Genomic DNA, 18800 nt, shown 5'->3' on the forward strand with positions numbered 1-18800 from the left:
ATTGGCAAAGGTGAGATAGTTAAAATCTCCCGTGAAGTAATCTCCCACCTTAATTGTGTAACTCTTCCAACCTTGACCAATGGTGTAATTGTTAAAGTCTCCTAATCCCCAATTTTGAGTACCACTGAGTTTGAATGTTGTGAGTGGGCTATTTACAACATTATCTGTGTCAAAGCCAATGGCATGAATTTCTCCACCCCTAGTGCTTTGGAATTCAAATTCTAGGATGGTGTCTTTGGTAATGGTGTAATTGTTTATGTCTAGTTTTTTCCAGGTGTTACCCAGTAGGTCTAGTTGAGTTTGGTCGTCGGAAATGGTGAATTGCCCATTCAAATCTTGTTGAGGGTCGTAGGGAGAGATGTCTAAAATCAGGATATCGGTGGGCTTTTGATTAGTCAAATTTAAACCGACAATTACTGGGTCATGGTCTGAAGAACGGAAAGCGTTGGGACTATATAAACTGGTTATGTGGTTTGCTGATTTAAAGTTGGTGTTGTAGTCAAAGACGTTAGGTTCATCGGCGTTGATGTGCCATTTGCTCGCACCAGTAACTTGCTTTGCTAAACTAGCATTAGCTAAGGCGTAATCTAGGGAACCCCACTGACCATTAAAAACATAGGAGTAATTGCTGTTTGATATTAAGTTCTGATATCCAGCTGTTTTTAAAGCTGTGATTGGGTCTTCTTGGGGGTAGGCGTTAATGTCACCCATAATTAAATAATCAGGGTCAGTGGTGCCTGTGGGATTGGTTGCTAACCATGTGGCTAAATCTTGGGCGGCACGAGTTCGAGTGCCGTTGGATAAACCTTGACCATCGCCAATATCTGCGTCACCTGGTCCCCCAGCACTAGAACCCTTAGATTTAAAGTGATTAATAACAACAGTAAATTCTTCCCCAGTAGAGTTTTCTTGGAATGTCTGCGCCAGAGGTTTACGGTTATTATTGTCAAATGCCCCTTGACCAAAGCCATCGGGGATCGTAGCAGCTACACCAACAGGAGTTACCTTACCAGGTTTGTAGATGGAGCCTACGGCAATTTCGTCAGTACCTATTTGGGCAAAGCCAGGGTCATTCACGGCATAAGTACCAGCCCCAGCCACAGCATTCAAGTTATTAACTAAATCTTGAACGGCACTATTGGAACCATAGCCATCGTTTTCTAACTCTATCAATCCCAAAACATCTGCATCTATACCCAATACAGCCGCGACAATTTTATCCCGTTGGCGATTAAACTCAACCAAGCTCTCAGCTCCTCTAGCGGTAGGGAAACCTCCACCCAAACCATCGCCGTTAAAGTAGTTAAGAACATTAAAGCTGGCAACTTTAAGCCTACCAGCGACATCTGGCGCCGTCTCTGGACGCAGATTTGAGGAGATAAAGTTGACGGGATTAACAGGTTGAATCCGATATTCGCCAAAGCGTTCATCCAGGATACCCGATAATCCGCTCACTGTGTCACCACCACGCAACGTATTGTTAGCACTTAAAGGTACACCCCCGCCACCGTGAATAATTGGATCGGGATTTTGAATTGTTTGCCCATCGTCCAAAATAATCCGAACCTTGGCAATTTCCTCTAAATAACTGGAGTAACCAGTAACACTAGGCGCATTAAATTGAGTGTATTGTTCTAATCTGCCATCGGTTCCTGGCTGATTACTGTTACCATCGGCAGATAAAACAATTTGTCCAAATCGCCCTAATTGGAAATGCTCTGTTACTGTGAGGGTTTGTGGAATATTAACACGCATTCCCTCAAAGGCTTCGAGGTCATCAACACTCATTAAGGGAAAACTCAAGGTTGAAGCTGAGGGTAGGAGATTATTTTCACTGAGTACGGTTACATTGGTCAGGTTTCCCAGTTGAGTCAGGCTGCTACCACTGCTGGTGAATTCTCTAACTTCACCAGTAATTCTTACTTGGTCGCCGACTTTGACATCTACTCCAAAGTTGTCATCAAATATAAAGATGCCTTCTGAGGTTAAAGCATTGCCATCAATATCTGTGTCTTCTTCTTGAATGTAGAAGCCACGCAGATTTTGCACACCGCTTGCCACTTGGAAATCGCCAATTACGATGCCTTCGATGGTTCTAAAGCTACCGAGGAAATTCCCTGACTCTCCAGTACCCTGAATTTCATGAATTTTGGTGATTACCACGACCTCATCGTTGTCTGTAATTGTGGCAACAATGTTAGCAATATTCAGCCCGTTGTAAGTCACATCATTACTAGTTACCGTGTGGCTAATGGTAGTAGAGTGAGTTCCTTCTAGTACACCATCATCTACGGCAATTACTGTGACTTCTTGCGGTATGTTCCAGTTAAGAGGGGTAAATACCAGGCTTGCTGGGGTGGTGGTGGACTGGGAATCAGTGTCAATAGTAACCGTGACGTTGGCTGTGGGTTGGGTATTCAGTACCAAAGTATAGGTATCTGTTTGACTTCCTTCTGTAATTTCGGTACTACCATTGGAAGTCTTGAGATCCAAGCCTGGGGATGCTGTGTCTTCTACAGTAAAATTACTTACCCAATTCGATTGATTTATGGGTCCAGTATCAGTCCTTGTCCAATTAGCAGTATTGGCCAGTGCTGCTAGTAATTCTGCCTTTATCCCTGTTGTTGAACCACTGTAGTAGCCATTATCGAAATTCCCTGCATAAAATGCTGTTCCTGCTTCTACAGAAATACCAGGAGGTATATTACTGGTATTGGTGCTATTGCTACCGCTTGTTAGCCAGTTGGTTGCAGAAGCAAAATGTGCGCCGTAAATAAATATGGGACTCGCCACCGTACCAGTAAGAATAAATATCTGATCCCCACCCACTGCTAAAGCCAAAGCAGATCCGCTACCAGTTCCCAGACTCCAGGTATTTGCGGTTGAACCGTTCCAACGAATCACTGTTCCAGCCGTAACAGTTTCAGTGTGAGTCCAGGTTAACGGACCACCACTATCCAGATGTTCAGTGGTGCGAAATCCATTATCTTGCCAAGATGAATCCGTAAAGTTGATCAATGTGTTGGCAGGAATATCAACCAAAGTTACCCAAGCAAAATCATCGTTACCATCAGCGTTATAAGCAGTAATTGCAATATCACCTTGTGTCAAAGTCATAAATTTCTTTCCATGCGGATTTTAGAGAGTATCAGTCATGGGCTAGGAGCAACCTATATTTAAGTTGAAATAATGTATAATTTGTACTTTTGATAATTTGACTACAGGCCATAATTTATACTAAAAAATTTAAGGAATAATTAACACAGGATTAAAATTAAAAATAATATTTGCAGGTGACGGAAACCACTTGGCCTCAGGTAGTGGAGGAATTTCCAGGGAGGGAATTTATTCCCTCCCAATAACTAACCATGATGCGGATCTTCTATATATCTTTTGATAACATCTGCTCAAAGTTGACCAGCAGTAGAGTAAAAATAACTATTAATCCACAAACTAAGAAGTTTAAGTAACTCAGGAAATTCTCACCTAAGCAAACAAGATGACCTACCCTTAACAGCTTTAACTACCTGATTGCTACAAAAAATAAATGTACATCATCCGTAGTAGCCTCAAAAGAAACTATGTCCCAGTCTTTTTCTTTGGCTAGTTCATACATTATTTGTCCAAGGCCTTTAGCTATCTCCCTAGTTAAGACCTTTTTCCTGGCTTTGACAATTCATACCAAATGCACCACCGCATTACCTTTTTAAGGATTACCTATTCTGTATTCTAGTGTTGGCTGCTGACAAAGGTGATGACTCCAAACAAAAATATTGCAAAAATATTGTTGGAGTAAGGGAATATTTCATGGGCTATATCAGTTAAAAGATACAGATAAAACTCACCTGAGGTTGTAATTAATAATGCTGAAATTATCTTTCCTGTGGTTGATGTTAATTATCTCTATATCTTGGAGAATTTATACATAGGTTCCCACAAGGATGGAAAACAATGCGTACAATTAACATTGGTTTGACAGAAGAGCAACGTCAAGGTGTGATTAATCTGTTGAATCAAGACTTAGCAGATTCCTACGTTTTGATCATCAAAACCAAAAAGTACCATTGGGATGTTGTCGGCCCTCAGTTCCGTAGTTTACATGAACTTTGGGAAGAACACTATGAAAAACTCACTGAAAACATTGATGATTTAGCAGAACGTATTCGTGCTTTGGGGGGTTTCCCCGTGGGTACGATGGAAGGATTCCTCAAGATTGCTACCCTCAAAGAACATAGCGGTCAAGTCCCCCTAGCAACAGAAATGGTAGCTCAACTGGGAGAAAATCACGAGCAGTTTATTCGTAATTTGCGCGATCACGTGGATCAGTGTAGTGAGCAGTTTCATGATGAAGGAACTGCTGACTTTTTAACTGGATTGATGGAAGAACATGAAGAGATGGCCTGGATGTTGCGCTCATTCATTGAAGGACAAGCCCTACAACCAGACGGTGTACAACCGCCAATAGAAACTAAAACTCCTGTAGGTGTGTAGCACCAGGCAAAGCCACTGGGGAGGGTTGACTCTTCGAGACAAGGCCTATGAGAATCAATCTTCCTTTATTTAATTGTCAACTTATGTATGACTAAAATCAATTTAAAGGAGTATTCAAGTGCCGGAAGTTTATCGAGCAGAACGTACCATCACAGCCGTATTTAAAGAACAAAGGCAAATTGACCAGGTTATTCGACGTTTACTTGATCGGGGTATCCCTAGGGATTATATTTCTGTCATGGGCAAAGACTTCCAGTCAGAAACGCGAATTTCTGGTTTTATTACTAAAAAAGATGTAATTTTGGGAGGCTTGAGAACGGGAGCTATTTTTGGTTCCTTGTTTGGTTCTTTTCTCAGCTTGCTCACTGGGGTGGGTATACTGTTCGTTCCTTTTGTTGGCCCTATTGTTGCAGCTGGGCCTATTGGTGCATTGTTACTAGGTGCTGCTAGTGGGGCCATTGCTGGTAGCGCTGGGGCGGGACTAGTATCGGTGTTGACGGCTTGGGGAATGCCTGAGGATAAAGCTACAGTTTATCAAACACGTTTGCAAGCTGGACAGTTTATATTAATGGCAGAAGTCCCTAGCCATCGCTTAGGAGAATTTCAATTGCTGTTGGAAAGTGCTGGTGGTGAAGAAATTCACACCAGTGACCAAACATTGAGTCGTCCTTGTTCTGGTCCATGTAATAGTCCAGAAGATTTGTCTCCTGAAGTTCGCGCTCATCTCTCTCAAGAAGCTCAACGCACATTTATGGATCGCTATAATGCGGTACTAGATGACACCAATGATGAGTTCACCGCAGAACAAGCGGCTTGGGAGGCTGTTCATCAGCAGTTTGATGAAGATGAAGGGGGTGTTTGGTCAAAGGCTAAAGTGAATGTTTAGATAATTAGTTAATTGATTCCACGGAAATCCCCACCCTATATCAGGATGGGGATTTCTAATAACTGGGTTTTCACCATGAATAATCCTTTTACACCTAATAACTGGTACGACCAGTTAGCAAACCCCATAAAAAGATGGCAATTGTTGCACCAATGATAGCCACAATTAAACCAGGAATACTGAGAGTAGCAGCAGTGAGTTGTAATCTTCCTGTTTCCAAGAGAGTAACAATAGTTCCCCCAATTAATGCACCGAGAATACCCAAGAGCATGGTTGCAATGATTCCGCCTCCCTGACGACCAGGGTAAATAGCTTTAGCAATAGCTCCGGCAATTAAACCTAGAATTATCCAAGCGATTAGGTTCATAATTTAAATTATCAACAGGTTTATAAATAATTTATGAATTTTATTTTGGTTTTCCTTCTACCACAAGAAATAGCTATTAAGCATTAATAAAATTTAGTTTTTATCAATGTAGATTCCAATTTTAAAATTAATAATTTTACATCAAGGAGTTTAAAGTACCACGGGAACACCAGTTAGGTGTAAACAACGGGGTAGTAAAATCTTTCTTTGGTGATAATTTATCTTGAGTGCTTTCAATACAATTAATTTCAGTATATTATGTAAAAATTAACGCCAATTTCTATGATTGTGAAAAGAGTATTTGCATACTAATTTAGGTTCACATACTCTTATATCTTTTAAATTCACATAACTGTTGAGTTAGTTTGTATTAATTTATTTAAATGAAATCCTTGATACTTTTTTATTTGTATACCAGGATTTATGATGTACCACTAGCTCTTGAATAATTTGTGTTATGTGCTGCTAATTTTTTGGCAAAATATGCCCATTGGTATATAATACTAAAACAATGATTAAATTTCTTAAAAGAATGTGGGGATAAATATTATGAATCCAGAAGTTAAAGTTGTTAAACTCAGTGGAATTATCAATATTCCCAACTCACAAGAACTACAACAATATATTACTCAACTTCTAGAAAGTGGTGCAAAAATAATTCTAGTTGATTGTCAAGATGTGTCTTTTATGGATAGTTCTGGCTTGGGGTCTTTGGTTTTAGCGTTCAAAACGTTACGGGAAGCACATACCAGGCTAGTTCTTTGTTCTATTAATGAACAAGTGAGAATATTATTTGAATTAACCAGTATGGATAAAGTGTTTGAGATATTTTTAAATCAAGATGAGTTTAATCAGGTTTTACTCTCTAAAAACTGATTACTCAAAATTAATTTGTAGGATTGATAAATCATCGTCAAAAGTTTCTTTGGAGTTTAAAGCGATGAGATAATTCAATACTTGATCAAGTTGACGATCAATTGTGTGTTGTAGACTAACAAGTATTTCAATGAAATCATTTAAACTCCAAAGTGTACCATCCAATTTCGTGATTTCGTAAGCACCATCACTAAAAATATAGAGACTACTAGATTCGGCAATATTACAACAGGTGTCAACATATTTGGCTTCTGGAAACATACCAACTGGCATTCCAGGCGTTCTGAGTAGTTGAATATCAGTGTTTTTGGGAGATGTGCCTGATACTAATACTGCTGGTGGATGACCCGCACTTGCATAAATTAACTCCCGCTTAATTCGATTATACACTCCATACCAAATAGTAAAATATTTGTCGTTTTGGTAGTTCATTTGAAAAGTTTGATTTAAAGCCTTTAGGACTTCACTTGGTTGATAGTAATTCAAACCTTTTAAAGCACGGGAACGTAATAGATTGAGAACGGAAATTGAAGGAAGAGCAGCTTTAAGTCCATGTCCAGCCGCATCTAGCAAGTATATAGCTAGATACTCGGAATCTAGCCAGTAGTAATCGAAACAGTCGCCGCCTAGTTGTCGGGAAGGAATAAATCGAGAATTAATCTTTAAGGGTTCCGTTGTTGGTAAAGGTAGGAGCGATCGCATGTACTCTGCGGCTTCTGCTAGTTCGGTTTCTAAGAGTAGCTTTTGGCTGTGTAAATCCTGACTTAATTGATGCAAGCGCAATCCGGCTCTAACTCGTGCTTTTAATTCATTTTGCTCAATAGGTTTGGAAATAAAATCATCAGCACCAGCATCTAGTCCCTTGACACGATCAGCGATGGAATCCAAAGATGTTAAAAAAATAAAGAAGGTAGTAGATAAATTAGGGTCTGTCTTCATGCGTTTACAGACTTCTAACCCATTCAATCCTGGCATAATCCAATCACAAATCACCAGTGCTGGTTGGTAAGCCATCGCCCTAGCAATTCCTTCTTCTCCATTATTAGCAGCAACTACCTTATAGCCTTGTTTTTCTAACATCCTTTTCAGGAGTATTTGTATAGAAATATCATCATCAATTACCAAGATTTGAAACATAGAAAATACTAATTTAAAAATAATAAATAAAAATATCTTAGATTTTATAGTCCATCCTTGTCCTGAGTTAGCAATTGTTCATTGCTTTTTCAGCATTAGCAAATATTATGGAGGTGACAACGGATTTATCCATAAAAGAATCGCGCGTTTTAGTTGGTTTAAATCCCGGTACACTTCTTGTCTAAACCATTGTCCTAAAGCATCCAAAGGAGTAAATGATGTGCCTGGTTGCCATTTAATATCTTGACCTAAAGGTGTAGTGTGACTTCCTGGTAAAGTTTGTATCGTCACCATTTCCGGAAATCGTGCTTGTAAGACTTGACTTAAAGATGCTGATTGGTCAATGGTATCGCTATTAAATTTTATTAATAAATTGCGACGGATATTGTAACTTTCCTGTATGATGTCTTCCGTTTCTAGCGGAGACGGTGTAAACTCAACCAAGAAAGTCGAATTTAACTGTTCTACTAAAGGAATAGCCTCCTTAGCTGCGTAGTTGTTGAAGGAAATTAAAATATTCCCTGCACGTTCTACAGGTAGAAGGCTACCTATGAGCAAATGAAGTTTACAACCCATACTATGCCCTAGTCCGTAAGTTGGAAGATACACCAGGCGTAATGCCCGAGAGTCGTGTAATCTCTCTATGGTGCGCTCAAAGTTCAGCAGTGCAGTTTTAGCGATGGCAATATGATCCAAAGTATTAACAAATGGTGTAGCAATAATAACGTATCCTTTGTTTGCTAGTTGCTCCAGTAACCACCGATAAGTGAGATGAGGTGCGGTGGCCACAAATGCACCCCCCAAAAAATGGATGATTCCAATGGGCTTTTGAGGAATCAGTACCCAGTTACCTCTAACTTCTTTCCACTCCATACCTATAGGCGATCGCTTAATTCACACCTCTTTATGTTAGACGGTTGATTGCAATCGTGGGGGGACTTGAGGAAAAAAGCTAAGATGTTAGTTCTAGGTTTGGGTTTGTAGCCTTTTCATTTCGATTTGCACATCTAAGGCAATTTGCAATGCTTCATTGAGTAACCTACCATGTTCTGTTGCTTCTTCTGTAACTTGCATTGCCGTTAAAGTCCCTAAGTTATTTGCAAATAGCTCTGTGTTCTTGAGAATAAAATTTTTGTTTTCTCTTAAAATTCTTTCTGTTTTCAAAGCTCGAATTAAATCAGTCCTGGTGAGTTTTAGAGCAGCAATAACTTTCTCCCTTTCCTTAATAACTACTCCTGGGTTACCAGCAGCTTCTATTTGATCATTGATATCTATCGCTTTAATAACGGCATTATATCTATCAACATCCTTTAAAAGTATTTCTAAAGCATTTGTCATATTATGATTAAGGATTTTCAGTTTTTTCCACCACAATAAATACAAAACAATCTGTGTGATACCTCCACCCCATAAACATAATATTATTAATAAAGACCAGGATGGAACTGTAACCCAAGTAGCAAAAATTCTAATAATAATATCAAAAACCAAGTAACTAAAAACAAATATAGAACAACTAATAAAAACTACAGTGGCTCCCTCAGAGCCTTTTACCTTATTGATTATCCTTCTAGCAATTTTTCCTAAAGGATTGCTAATAATAATTAACTCAGCTTTAACAGGTAAATTAGTCAATTGCCGCAATTCTTTCTGACTAATATCTAAGCCATGTAAGTCATTACGCACAGCCTTCCCCATCCTCACCAGATTACTTAGGAATATGAATTAAATAACGTGCAAATCTAGTTTTTGTCATCACCCCAGCTTTAACCAGGGTCAAAGTTCTCCTTTCCTTGGCCATAAGAGGCTTTGGAAGTGAGGTTCTGTACTTGATTAAATCCACACTCCTTATTTAGTACAATATAGCAATCAAATTTATTGATGGCTCGTTAAATTGTAAATTTTCGTCATTTTTTTTAATTAAACTAATGGCTACAAAGGAGGTTTTGTGTACAACTTGATACTTTTGTTACTTCTTAATTAGTCATATTCTCAGATGAAGGTTGTTTGCAAATGACTACATAAAGCATTTTATTATTTAATATTTATTATTTATTAATTTTTTATTTTAGGAAAATTATTTGTGATTTGATACTCTAGTTAAAGTAGAGGTTACTCAAACATCAACAACGAGAGAAAAAAGTCCATTATAAAAATTAATACCCAAGTAGTGACAACTGCGGTTGTTGCTGATTCTCCAACTTCTTTTGCTCCTCCTTTGGTAGTTAATCCCCAACTACAGCCATTGATAGCAACTATAGCTCCAAAAATTATTCCTTTTACTAAAACCATAAATAAATCCGATAACTTCAATAAACTTCTCACAGACTCTAAAAATGCTTCAGGCTGAATATGGTAAAATTGTGCCGCCGCAAAAACTCCGCCCATGATGCCCAAAACTAAAGCAAAAACCATCATAATTGGCATCATTAAAATGCAAGCAATTACTCGAGGAAGCACTAAGTAGTCAATGGGATTTGTTTTCAGCATATAAAGTGCATCAATTTGTTCTGTAACTCCCATAGCACCTATTTCTGCTGCGAAAGCAGAACCTACCTGTCCTGCAATAATACTAGCTGTCAAAAGAGGGGCTAATTCTCTGCAAAAAGCCAACCCAAAAGCACCACCTACAGCACTTACCGCACCAAATTTTATTAATTCTCTAGCAGTTTGAATGGTAAAAATCATACCCGCAAACCCACTAACAAGCAGAACTGGAGATACGGAAGCAGGCCCGGCTGTCACCATATGTTGCAAAATTTTCCGGTAGTAAGTTTTTCCTTGGAGAAAATGCAGCAGAGTTTGACCAAGGAGTAAGACCACAGCAAAATAGCGTACAATCCATAATTGCTCCAATTTTTTTTTTCTTGGCAATTCTACCGATTTTAAAACTGAATTTTTTGTCTCCATATGATCATGTTTTGATATAAACTTGGCAGTATTTGCTGCTGGAATTCAGAGTTTAGTTAGTATAAACTAAGCCTCTTCATTAGATTACAGGAAATTCTGTGTTATCTGAAAATAAATATTGTGGCACTACGAAAATAACAAATTTGTGTAATTTATGACATCACAAAATTGGTCAATTTACTATATAGCAATCTTAAATAATTTGTGAACACTCAGGCTTTAGTTGATGGCAGAACCAGGGATTTTTGCAATTTGGCAATTTATCCAAATCAAATCCCATAGCTATGGCTATCCTTGAAGGATAAAAAATTAAGAAAATTATATTAAAACTTAATACTAACCAACAAGCCAAATACCCAAGACATCCACTATCACAAAATAGAAATAAATAAAAATACCTTAATTAATTGCTAAACCCTTGAAAATAATATTTTTGTTGAATGATAGTCAACTATCTAGAGGAAGAGAAAAAATAACATTTCGATATTCACCTAGTTATGTAATTGAGTTAAATTTGAAACTATTTACTGTATCTTTATGAAAAATATTTTTTTTAAATCCTATTTAAATGCCATACTGTATAAGTTTTTTTGAAAGATATTTTTCATGATTAATTTCTGGAGTTTTTCATTAGCAAGTACAACTTTGCTTACCTGGGGAGTGACATTTGCCACAATCAATCCTATGATAGTTTCTGCTCAAACAAGGGTTTCTACTACTCCCTCCTCTACTTTAGCTGTTAACTTGTCTGACATTAGTTCAGATTATTGGGCAAGTCCATTTATTCAGGCTTTAGCTGAAAGAAACATCATATCTGGTTTTCCTGATGGCACATTTAGGCCAAATCAACCCGTGAGTCGGGCTGAATTTGCAGCAATGATTCAAAGGGCTTTTAATCAAGACACCGTTCGGCGAATAAATCCAGAGGGGTTTGCAGATGTTCCTGCTGGCTTTTGGGCTAGTTCTGCAATTGAGGAAGCCTACGAAACTGGATTTATGTCAGGTTATCCAGGAAACTTATTTCTGCCAAATCAACAAATTCGCAAAGTTGAGGCGGTGGTTGCTTTAACAAATGGTTTGCGTTTACAACCTACCGATAATGCATCAGCTATAGTAAACACTTACTATAGAGATGCGTCAGCAATCCCGAAGTATGCATTGGATGATATCGCAGCAGCAACAGAAGCCAATATTGTTGTCAATTATCCCAATGTCAACCGTATCAACCCCCTAGATCCTTTAACTCGTGCGGAAGCATCGGCTATTTTATATCAAGCTTTAGTAAAACAAGGACAAATGCAAGCTTTGTCCAGCAATGTTGCAGCGACTAACTACATAATTGGGGCTAGTGAAAAAGCTCAAACTGCTCAAGATATTGTTTCTATTGCTGCATCGAGTGAATTTTTTACCAACTTCACCTCTTTATTGCAAACAGCAAGTTTAGCAGGTATCTTACAACAACCTGGCCCTTATACAGTATTTGCTCCCACCGATGAGGCGTTTGCAGCTTTACCACCTGGGACTTTACAGGAGTTGCAGCAACCGGAGAACAGACAATTATTGATTCAGATTTTGAGATATCATGTAGTCCCTGGGAAATTAACTGCTAATCAACTCTCATCTGGAAAATTGAGAACTTTTGACGATGTACCTGTGGATATTAAGGTGGACAGAGCCACCAATGAAATTGCGGTCAATGATGCCAATGTAATTCAGCCCAACATACAAGCCAGCAATGGTGTCATCCATGTAATTAACGAAGTCCTCATACCACCTAACCTGGGAGTAAGTCAGCAGCCACCAACAGTACCTGCTCCTGAGATAGAGCCGGTTACGACTACTCGTCGTCGGGCTAGTTATATTGGAGTTGCTGGTAATATTGGCATAGGTGGCAATTCTGCCCTCAGTGAAAGTAACTATGGAGTCATCAGCAAAATTGGGCTGGCAAATACTATCTCAGTAAGACCATCCGTGATATTTGGGGATGATACACTGTTCTTGCTTCCTGTAAGTTTAGATTTTTCTCCGCGTTTAGCAAGTGATCCTTTGACTGGACAACAGATATCAATATCTCCTTTCTTGGGTGTTGGTGTAGCTATTGAAACTGGGGGCGATTCTGATGTTGGTTTCTTGTTAACTGGCGGCGTGGATCTGCCTCTAGGTGGTCGCTTTACCGCCGCAGGTACTGTCAATGCAGCATTTTTGAATAGTACAGATTTTGGTTTGTTATTGGGGATTGGCTATAACTTCTAATGCTAACTTCTCTTTTCAGGCTTTTGAGCAGGGTATTTTCAGTTAGCGATTAATCAGGATAAAGAGGGAATAGCCGCAGATCAAAAAAATGAAGGCGATCGCTGCAGAAAAAATAACAACATCCCGCACAATAAATAAAATCCAATCTTTTCTCAGTTCTTGTCTAAACTTAAGTTCCCGTAGCTTCAGTTCCAGTTCGGCCTCTGCTTGTGATTGCAAGTTTACTGGTAATATAACTGCTGGTTTATCTACTTCCATATTTGTTCTTTAAATAAGGCTTCCTGTTATATTTTGCACTTGAAAACAACCCACAAAATGTAAAACATCCTAGACCTTTGTAATTGCCGCGTTCCACTCGCTAATAACAATTTTTATTACATAGGGATGGCTCATTGCTTTCTGATACCACTAGTGTTAAATCCATAAAACTAATCGAAAGTTATAATATCAACCGTTTCATTTTTGAGGAACTATGAGCAATTATATTAGTGTTATTGTGAGTAATAAGACGTGCAATTTTTTGTACAAATTCCTGATTTTTTAAACTACGTATTTTAACAATTTAAATCTTAATGTCTCAAAAACACCTCATATACACGTATAAAAACGCCTACTTACCTGGATTTATTTACGTGCATATGGGGTTAAAAAATGTACTTTATTCTACTGAATAAAGTACATTTTAATGTACTAGCTCCATCCCTCTTTTAGTCAACGTCTCAGCAGTCAACCCGTTGAACGCCATTAACTCACCTGCACTGGCGGTGGTTTCCCCGCGCTTCCAGGCGAAAGTGTCACGTTTACAATTACTACGTAACATAATTGGTTCTAGCATCGCCGCAGCACCACCAGTTACACCAATTAAGGCATCACCATCAAACAATTCAGCAAACTTAGTATCATCCATAAAACCGCCATCGGCTTCTGAACAACTTTCCCAAGCTGTATCATGAGGACGATATAAACGGCGGGGATTGATAATAGAAATTATCTTCACACCAATACCTTCTGTTTCTAAGAAAGCAGCCGCTTCAAATACGGGAATTAGTGTCATATCGCCAACGACTGCAAATACAACTTGTTTATCACCTGCAACTTCTCGTAATAAGATTGCACCATCGGCTAAACCTTGACGAGTTTGTTCTAAAGTGGTGCGAATTGGTAAGGGTGATTTACTCGCTGTAATGACAATTCCCTTATTTTTGGTGGTTAATGCCCAGTCATAACAAACTTGAATACTGTTAGCATCAGGGGGAAATAATGGGAAGACATTACCATTTCGCATCAATGAGGCAAAGTAAGCTTCAATTTCTGGGCGTTGGTGCGTCCAACCGTTGCGCCCTTGCTCTAATGCACCGGCGGTAAATAATGTAATAGTTGAAGGACTGGGACGGCGTAATTCTGCCATTGCTTGGGTGACTGTTTGCCAAATTGGTAAACCGTTGATGGCAAAAGATTCATAAGAACACCACAAACTTCTTGCACCCATTAAAGCTAAACCAGCTGCTAAACCTGCACAAGCATCTTCACTTAAGGGTTCATAAACTTGTCCGTTTGGTGCTTGGTTATATAAATCATCCACCGTGGGGTGAATAACCTTCAGGGCTTGGTTGATGTTACCAATTCCCGATGCTTCGTTACCGTCGGCGTTGGTGACCAGAAAGTTACTATCTTGTTTACCGATAATTCCCACTAAGCGCCCCATCGCAGTTGTAGAAACTTTGGGATCCCCACCTACTGTATATTCTTCTAAAGGTAATGTACCTAAATCTGCTAATGGTAATTCAAATTCTGTGACTACTGTTTTAGCTGCTGGGCCTCCACCTGCTCGTTCTGCGTTGGTTCTGACGACTTCCCAAGCTTCTACAGGTAAAGCACGAGCTTGTAATGCACTAACAATGTGAGGAGCATCTAAAGTATCTTTGGGATAGAGGTTATGAGATTTGGAACCCCGGGCGTGAACTCCTGCTCCTTTGAGTTGCTTAATGATAAACACGGTCAGTTTACCACTGAGGGCAGAATGGGAGGCTTTATCCATACCCAAAAGTACAGCTTTGGTAAAGGCTAGGCGCTGTTCGAAGGAAAATGCGGTGCTATCAACATAATCTCCTAGTTGATTTTGGTCATCGAATTCTTTAGCATCGATTAATATCACTTCCTCAAAACCGTTACCCTGCCAGTATGCTTTCATTTCTGCATTGGTTTTGAGGGAAACCATACTATGATGTTCTTGGCTGTAACCGTTCCACACCAGCACAGGTAAGAAATTGGTAACACTGGGATAAGCAGTGTTGAAGTGTGCCATTGAACTCATAATATATGGTTCACCTAAGCCACCATCCCCAAGGGTGAAGGGGAATAATTTATCTTTATGCAGCAGTGCAGCGGCCATGGCAAAGTGTTGTCCTTGTCCCAAAGGGCCAGCCGGTGCAAGAATACCGGGGATATAACCGGAAAGGTGTCCTAACAGTCCGTGTTTTTCGCGGAAGCGATCGCGCAATTGCTGTACTGTGGCAATTCCCATGTCTTCTAAGGAGCGATCCAAAAACATGGCACTATAAAATCCGGGGGCATGGTGTCCCACTTCGGTGATAATATTCTTATGACCTAGCATTACCAGCGCTGCATAAGCTTCTGCCTGACTCGCAAAACCACCTGGATGCCCAGAAGCTTTACTGGCTGTGATTTGCAGGGTTAGATAGCGGAGGGCATCAGCAGCCAGCAAAGTTTGATACACTGCTGTGGTATCTGTGGGATCTGCGATCGCTTTTTTGCCTGAATCTATCGCAGGTTTTGTACCATAAGTTTCAAAATTTGGTAGCGCCTCACCAAAATATTGAATTCCTTCACAAAAATTAGGCAGCGCTGAAAATGCTTTTAATGTCATACTGAGTACCTTATAAAAAAATGGCAAACTGTAAATGCCTGAAGAATTTAACAAGAATTTTACATCTTTGAGGTTGTCAGAGTTTATTTCTTTTTCACAGGATAAGGATAAGTAATTTAAATAGTTATTTTACCCACCTGAATTTATTTAATTTCTCTAAATAATCTTACTGCGATGCTCCTGAAATACTTTATACTCACAATCTTCCAGGTTAAGATAACACTTAACAGTTAACAGTTAACAAATACCGCTGTTAAGTGCAGGATTTACCCAACCCATTGCCTAACATCCCATTCATTTAAACAGGCTCTTGGGAATAAATACTCCTGACTTTTTCTATATAGACCCAACAGAAAATTGCAAAGTTATTTGTATTTATTTAGACATAAACACTGAGGAATTACACGTTGATGCACACAGGCAACAACGCAATCGCATAATTCGAGAATAATTACCCAGCCGGGGCTTTGAGGTATTCATCATTCCTGTAGGTTCTTTAGGCGATCATCAAGCAACCGCTAGTTATTTTTTCCGCATAGCGGGAGTTTTATTAGGTAAAGAAAAAGCAAGAAAAATTAGGGATAAACCCAAATGGTTTGATTAAATTGTCTTAATTTTATGCCATAAAAGAGGGTATGCTTGCACAGCAGTTTATACCTAGATAAAATACGGAGATGAATTGTAAAACCATTGTGGGCTCGGCATCATGCCCGCCCTTGTACTTACTTAGATGAAATCTGGGAAAATCCTAGTAAAGTCGAGATTTAGTCCAGCAGAAATAGATGTATTATCAGTAGCAATCCTCTGAAAAAAACAATTTAGTTGCTAATTTTGTTTGTTAGTTTGCATTTGTCCTTCGTTTGTTGTAACACCGTGTTAAATAGTTCCACTAATCGATAAACTCTAGTCAAAGCAATGGCTGATCCACTTGCTTTTTATCAAGGAATTACGTTAGAATGTGATCCACGGTTAGTTTGAGCACATCTGCTGGCAACTATACCTTCAATAATTAATGAACTCATCACAACAAACTTTGATTTTTTTGCCATCGTAGTTACAATCAATAATTAAGTTCTGATAATTATCAAAAATGTTTTTTCCTGAGAATTTATAATAATAATCTATTAGTGTGTTCCTCAACTAAAAATATGCAAGAGTATGATGTTGTTATTATTGGCGCAGGACATAATGGGCTAGTGTGTGCTGCTTATTTGCTCAAAGCTGGTTATAGCGTCCTGATACTAGAAAAACGCCCAGTTCCAGGTGGTGCAGCCACAACAGAAGAATCCTTACCGAAACATGCTCCTGGATTTAAATTTAACTTGTGTGCAATTGATCACGAATTTATTCACTTGGGACCAGTTGTTGAAGAATTAGAATTAGAAAAATATGGTTTAGAATATTTAGATTGCGATCCAGCAGTTTTTTGTCCGCATCCTGATGGCAAGTATTTTTTAGCTCACAAATCAGTAGAAAAAACTTGTGCAGAAATTGCTCGTTATAGTGAACGCGATGCTAAGAAATACGCAGAGTTTACAGACTACTGGCAAAGGGCAATCAGTGCGATGGTTCCCATGTTTAACGCGCCTCCAAAATCATTTATAGATATTTTTAGTAACTACAATATTAAAAAATTTAAAGATTTATTTTCAGTAGTCGGTTCACCATCTAAAAGTTTGGACTTTGTTCGCACTATGTTGAACAGTGCTGAGGATATTTTAGAGGAATGGTTTGATGAGGAATTCTTAAAAGCACCACTTTCTAGACTGGCTTCGGAACTTGGTGCCCCGCCTTCACAAAAAAACTTGGCCATTGGTGTCATGATGATGGCTATGCGTCATAACCCCGGCATGACAAGACCTCGTGGCGGAACAGGGGCACTAGTTCAAGCATTAGTTAAATTAGTGACCAGTAAAGGAGGCGTAATTTTGACTGACCAACAGGTTGAGAAAGTATTAATTGATAATGGTAAGGCTGTTGGTGTCAGGGTTGCAGGTGGCCAAGAATATCGCACTAAATATGGCATTGTTTCTAACATTGATGCCAAACGTCTATTTTTACAACTAATAGATGCCAGTGAAGTTGATCATGCTGATCCTAATTTACGAGAAAGACTAAAACGGCGCATCATTAATAACAATGAAACAATCCTGAAAATAGACTTGGCTCTAGACGAACCTTTGTATTTTCCTTACCACGATCACAAAGATAGTTATCTGATTGGATCTATCTTAATTGCCGATTCAATGGCTCATGTAGAACAGGCTCATAGTAAATGTACTTTAGGAGAAATTCCTGATAGCAACCCTTCAATGTATGCGGTAATGCCTAGCGCCCTTGACCCGACATTAGCACCACCAGGTAAGCATACTTTGTGGATTGAGTTTTTTGCTCCTTATCAGATAGCAGGTGCAGAAGGTACTGGTTTAAAAGGTACTGGTTGGACAGATGAACTGAAAAACCAAGTTGCAGACAAAGTAATTGATAAGTTGGCTAACTATGCACCAAATGTCAAAAAAGCAACTATTGCCCGCCGGGTGGAAAGTCCAGCCGAATTAGGTGAAAGGTTAGGTGCTTACAAAGGTAATTATTACCATATTGATATGACATTAGATCAGATGGTGTTTTTCCGTCCTTTGCCAGAAATAGCTAACTACAAAACACCCATTGATAATTTATTTTTGACTGGTGCGGGGACTCATCCAGGAGGGTCAATTTCCGGAATGCCAGGGCGTAATTGTGCGCGGGTATTTTTGCAAGCAAAACATCCTTTGGCTAAAACTTTGAGAGATGCTACGGAGTCATTGAAATCAACTGTAGGTTCAATATTTGGAATCAGTTAAGGATAATTTAAATTATCCCGCTTTTGAGAAATCATAGTTATATCATCTCGGCTAAATTACTTAGCATTCCTCAGCACTCCAATCTGTACAACTAATTTCTGGGATACAGGTAATTTATCTGTTATTCCTATATCCAAAGAAGTAAATTTG

At 39.0% G+C, this 18800-nt stretch carries 14 protein-coding genes; 5 read left to right on the top strand and 9 right to left on the bottom strand.

Annotated elements, in window-relative coordinates:
• Both NWP25_RS04850 and NWP25_RS18640 read right to left on the bottom strand, forming a co-directional pair.
• Window positions 1–3117, bottom strand: a 3117-nt coding sequence (locus NWP25_RS04850) for an ExeM/NucH family extracellular endonuclease (protein WP_280698953.1), incomplete at its 3' end; no start/stop codon positions are given.
• Window positions 3118–3523: 406 nt separating this feature from the next.
• The gene (locus NWP25_RS18640) at window positions 3524–3616 is read right to left on the bottom strand and encodes a hypothetical protein (protein ID WP_374913277.1); all 93 of its coding nucleotides are present in this window, start codon (window positions 3614–3616) and stop codon (window positions 3524–3526) included.
• Window positions 3617–3951: 335 nt separating this feature from the next.
• Between NWP25_RS18640 and NWP25_RS04860 the strand changes: the two genes are divergently transcribed.
• Both NWP25_RS04860 and NWP25_RS04865 read left to right on the top strand, forming a co-directional pair.
• Window positions 3952–4491 carry a Dps family protein gene (locus NWP25_RS04860; protein WP_280651260.1) on the top strand — a complete coding sequence of 180 codons (540 nt, stop codon included), beginning with the start codon at window positions 3952–3954 and terminating at the stop codon, window positions 4489–4491.
• 118 nt (window positions 4492–4609) lie between these two features.
• Window positions 4610–5377, top strand: coding sequence for a ChaB family protein (locus NWP25_RS04865; protein ID WP_280651261.1), 768 nt, complete (start codon window positions 4610–4612; stop codon window positions 5375–5377).
• Window positions 5378–5471: 94 nt separating this feature from the next.
• On the opposite strand, the gene NWP25_RS04870 is transcribed toward NWP25_RS04865, so the two are convergent.
• Window positions 5472–5744 (bottom strand): GlsB/YeaQ/YmgE family stress response membrane protein, encoded by a 273-nt coding sequence (locus tag NWP25_RS04870; RefSeq protein ID WP_280651262.1) that lies wholly within the window; start codon window positions 5742–5744, stop codon window positions 5472–5474.
• A gap of 549 nt (window positions 5745–6293) precedes the next feature.
• Here NWP25_RS04870 and NWP25_RS04875 point away from each other — a divergent pair.
• Entirely contained in the window at window positions 6294–6620 is a 327-nt protein-coding gene (locus NWP25_RS04875; RefSeq protein ID WP_280651263.1) for an STAS domain-containing protein, read from the top strand.
• Here the strand turns inward: NWP25_RS04875 and NWP25_RS04880 are convergent, their stop codons facing one another.
• From NWP25_RS04880 to NWP25_RS04895, 4 genes are all read right to left on the bottom strand, one after another.
• Window positions 6621–7757: a PP2C family protein-serine/threonine phosphatase gene (locus NWP25_RS04880; protein ID WP_280657085.1), complete on the bottom strand. Its 1137-nt coding sequence runs from the start codon at window positions 7755–7757 to the stop codon at window positions 6621–6623.
• A 105-nt stretch (window positions 7758–7862) separates the two neighbouring features.
• Window positions 7863–8630 (bottom strand): DUF1350 family protein, encoded by a 768-nt coding sequence (locus tag NWP25_RS04885; protein ID WP_280698954.1) that lies wholly within the window; start codon window positions 8628–8630, stop codon window positions 7863–7865.
• A 93-nt stretch (window positions 8631–8723) separates the two neighbouring features.
• Entirely contained in the window at window positions 8724–9455 is a 732-nt protein-coding gene (locus tag NWP25_RS04890) for a hypothetical protein (RefSeq protein WP_280651266.1), read from the bottom strand.
• Between the two features lie 414 nt (window positions 9456–9869).
• Window positions 9870–10667 carry an MlaE family ABC transporter permease gene (locus NWP25_RS04895; protein ID WP_374913281.1) on the bottom strand — a complete coding sequence of 266 codons (798 nt, stop codon included), beginning with the start codon at window positions 10665–10667 and terminating at the stop codon, window positions 9870–9872.
• Window positions 10668–11273: 606 nt separating this feature from the next.
• On the opposite strand from NWP25_RS04895, the gene NWP25_RS04900 reads away from it, so the two are divergent.
• Window positions 11274–12920: a fasciclin domain-containing protein gene (locus tag NWP25_RS04900; RefSeq protein WP_280657086.1), complete on the top strand. Its 1647-nt coding sequence runs from the start codon at window positions 11274–11276 to the stop codon at window positions 12918–12920.
• Between the two features lie 42 nt (window positions 12921–12962).
• On the opposite strand, the gene NWP25_RS04905 is transcribed toward NWP25_RS04900, so the two are convergent.
• A complete protein-coding gene (locus NWP25_RS04905; RefSeq protein ID WP_280651268.1) occupies window positions 12963–13178 on the bottom strand; it encodes a hypothetical protein in 216 nt (71 codons plus the stop codon).
• A gap of 424 nt (window positions 13179–13602) precedes the next feature.
• Window positions 13603–15807 (bottom strand): phosphoketolase family protein, encoded by a 2205-nt coding sequence (locus tag NWP25_RS04910; protein WP_280651269.1) that lies wholly within the window; start codon window positions 15805–15807, stop codon window positions 13603–13605.
• A 1148-nt stretch (window positions 15808–16955) separates the two neighbouring features.
• Between NWP25_RS04910 and crtO the strand changes: the two genes are divergently transcribed.
• A complete protein-coding gene (gene crtO / locus NWP25_RS04915) occupies window positions 16956–18650 on the top strand; it encodes a beta-carotene ketolase CrtO (RefSeq protein ID WP_280651270.1) in 1695 nt (564 codons plus the stop codon).
• The last annotated feature ends 150 nt before the right edge of the window (window positions 18651–18800 follow it).

The sequence above is a fragment of the Umezakia ovalisporum Ak1311 genome (assembly GCF_029891685.1).
In the GTDB taxonomy this organism is placed as follows: domain Bacteria; phylum Cyanobacteriota; class Cyanobacteriia; order Cyanobacteriales; family Nostocaceae; genus Umezakia; species Umezakia ovalisporum.

Excerpts from the sequence above, each read along its gene's own strand:
- NWP25_RS18640 (WP_374913277.1), bottom strand. The coding sequence starts at position 3,616 with ATGTATGAACTAGCCAAAGAAAAAGACTGGGACATAGTTTCTTTTGAG.
- NWP25_RS04860 (WP_280651260.1), top strand. The coding sequence starts at position 3,952 with ATGCGTACAATTAACATTGGTTTGACAGAAGAGCAACGTCAAGGTGTG.
- NWP25_RS04870 (WP_280651262.1), bottom strand. The coding sequence starts at position 5,744 with ATGAACCTAATCGCTTGGATAATTCTAGGTTTAATTGCCGGAGCTATT.
- NWP25_RS04875 (WP_280651263.1), top strand. The coding sequence starts at position 6,294 with ATGAATCCAGAAGTTAAAGTTGTTAAACTCAGTGGAATTATCAATATT.
- NWP25_RS04880 (WP_280657085.1), bottom strand. The coding sequence starts at position 7,757 with ATGTTTCAAATCTTGGTAATTGATGATGATATTTCTATACAAATACTC.
- NWP25_RS04885 (WP_280698954.1), bottom strand. The coding sequence starts at position 8,630 with ATGGAGTGGAAAGAAGTTAGAGGTAACTGGGTACTGATTCCTCAAAAG.
- NWP25_RS04890 (WP_280651266.1), bottom strand. The coding sequence starts at position 9,455 with ATGGGGAAGGCTGTGCGTAATGACTTACATGGCTTAGATATTAGTCAG.
- NWP25_RS04895 (WP_374913281.1), bottom strand. The coding sequence starts at position 10,667 with ATGGAGACAAAAAATTCAGTTTTAAAATCGGTAGAATTGCCAAGAAAA.
- NWP25_RS04900 (WP_280657086.1), top strand. The coding sequence starts at position 11,274 with ATGATTAATTTCTGGAGTTTTTCATTAGCAAGTACAACTTTGCTTACC.
- NWP25_RS04905 (WP_280651268.1), bottom strand. The coding sequence starts at position 13,178 with ATGGAAGTAGATAAACCAGCAGTTATATTACCAGTAAACTTGCAATCA.
- NWP25_RS04910 (WP_280651269.1), bottom strand. The coding sequence starts at position 15,807 with ATGACATTAAAAGCATTTTCAGCGCTGCCTAATTTTTGTGAAGGAATT.
- crtO (WP_280651270.1), top strand. The coding sequence starts at position 16,956 with ATGCAAGAGTATGATGTTGTTATTATTGGCGCAGGACATAATGGGCTA.